This window comes from Thermogutta sp. (genome assembly GCF_014359955.1).
Lineage (GTDB): Bacteria > Planctomycetota > Planctomycetia > Pirellulales > Thermoguttaceae > Thermogutta.
This window is the reverse complement of the sequence record NZ_JACIYL010000753.1, coordinates 1-2,139: the sequence shown is the minus strand read 5'-3', so window position 1 is coordinate 2,139 and position 2,139 is coordinate 1. Positions and strand designations below refer to the sequence as shown.

General features: G+C 58.1%; 1 protein-coding gene. It reads left to right on the top strand.

Going from position 1 to position 2,139, the window contains the following annotated elements:
* Positions 1-437: 437 nt before the first annotated feature.
* Positions 438-2,139, top strand: a 1,702-nt coding sequence (locus tag H5U08_RS16620; protein ID WP_297035619.1) for a DUF4175 family protein, incomplete at its 3' end; no start/stop codon positions are given.

The window sequence follows — 2,139 nt, the reverse complement described above, 5'->3', positions numbered from 1 at the left end:
GCGGGACCTCTTCCGGAGGGACCTGGTTAGCAGGTCCATCTTTTTCGGAGGGACGTGCTTGTCACGTCCAGATTGCGCCGGTTGAACGGTAGGGGCAATTCATGAATTGCCCCTACGACGCCTCGCGCCCGCGGCATCTCATAGTTCGTTTTGCAATGTTAACCGACCCATTGGGTTTCACCGGGCACGACAAGCGTGCCCCTCCGAAGTTTCGGAGAGACTAGCTTGTTAGGTCAGATTGGGCCGGTTGAACGGTAGGGGCCATTCATGAATTGCCCCTGCGAGACGTTGCGCCCGCGGCATCTCATGGTTTTTCCAAGAGGGGAGCTCCTTCGTCGCTGAATCGAATTGACTCTCCCCCTGGGGGTGGGTAACAATGAAAGGGGAAATCGGAGGCGGCGGAAAATACGTCGGACAAACAGAGAAGAGGTGTGGCCATGATGTCCCCTGCAGCAGAGGGCGTAATCCGGCGGCTCGACGCCACGCGACAGCGATGGTGGTTTTACACGCTTCTTACCAGTTGTGTGATGGGGGCGTCGCTGTCGCTGGGGGTGTTTCTTTTGTTCATGCTTGCGGATGCCCTGTTCCATTTTTCTCAGGTTCTTCTGGCGGGTGCGTTTCTTGTTTGGCTTGCTTTCACCCTGGGAATTCTCGTCTGGATTGTGCGCCGGGTGATCCGCAGTCAGCGGACCCTGGAAGCCACTGCCCGGCGCATCGAGGCTGAGTTCCCGGAGTTGCAGAGTGCCCTGATCAATCTGCTTCAACTGCTCAACGATTCCCGGCAGGCCAATCCGGCGTTCTGTCTGGCGGCCGTGAACCATGCGGCGTCCCAGGCGGCGCGGATTCGCTTTGAAGAGGCGGCGGAGCGACAATCCCGCTGGGACCGCTTCCGCTTTGCAATGCACACGTCTCGCGATTTGCTGGAATGGAGCGGCATTCTGGTGACGCTTATTTTGATCAGCATTTTGTGCGGAATGCTGCTGCCCAATTGGAGTTCTGCAGCCTCTCGCTTGATGCAACCCTGGCAGTTCGTCCCCAGTGTGGGCAGGGTGAAAATCCTGTCGGTGGAGCCCGGCAACACGGAGGTTCTGGTGGGCTCAAGTGTGACCGTGACAGCGCGCGTCCAGTTGCCGGAGAAAAAACCGTATGACGGTTATCTATACGTGGCCGAGGAGGGAAAACCCGAGGAACGCTTCCCAATGACGCCCAGCAAAGACCTGTCGGAGTACACGTTCACAGTGCCGACGGTGCTCAAACCGGTGAAGTATCGGGTGGAGATAGGCGACAGCCAGTCCGCGATTTACCGACTGGGAGTAACCCAAATCCCGGCGATCACGGAGGTGGAAGTCACGCTGGATTATCCCGCCTACCTGGGCCGTCCCAGCGAAACGTTCAGACAACGGGTGCCCGACCTGCGCGGGCCGCAATATAGCGAAGCTACGTTGAGAATTTTCGCGTCTGCGCCGATTTCCGGGGGAGAAGTTGTGCTCGACGGAAAGCCGATTGTCGGCAATGTGGAATCCGACGGGCGCACTTTTACCGTGAAAATCCCTCTGATTCGAGACGGACAATTCGTCGTCCGGCTGAAGAATCAGGCCGGTCAGGTCGATCCGAATCCACGCGTCAATCGAGTGACAGTGGTTCCCGACCAACCTCCCACGGTGGAAATCGTCAAGCCGGCACGACAGTTCACCGCCGCTCTGGGAGATCGCATCCCGGTGAAGATTCGGATTGGCGATGATTATGGGGTGGGGCGAGCCCGGCTGGAAATGAAGATTATCCAGGAGAATACTTCGGCCGCGGACCCGGCAAGTGAAACAGAAGCAGTTCGGGAACAAAATGCTTTTTCCGGCTCCGGTAATTCGTCGAATAGTCCGGAACAGGCTCCAGTACGGCTCAACGAGTGGGACGATCCCAGCAGCCCGTTTTTGGACTACGAGCTGGTCCTGGATGCTGCACGGTTTTCGGCGGGTCAAAAGGTGGCCATTCGCGCCCTGGCCTGGGACAGGCGGAACTTCGGGAAATATGGCCTCGACCTGCGTCCGCAGCAGGCGACGTCCGCGTGGCATATCATCGAAATCATTTCCCCCGACGCCAAGATCGCTTCAGAAACGAAAGAACTGGAAAACCTCCGTGCCG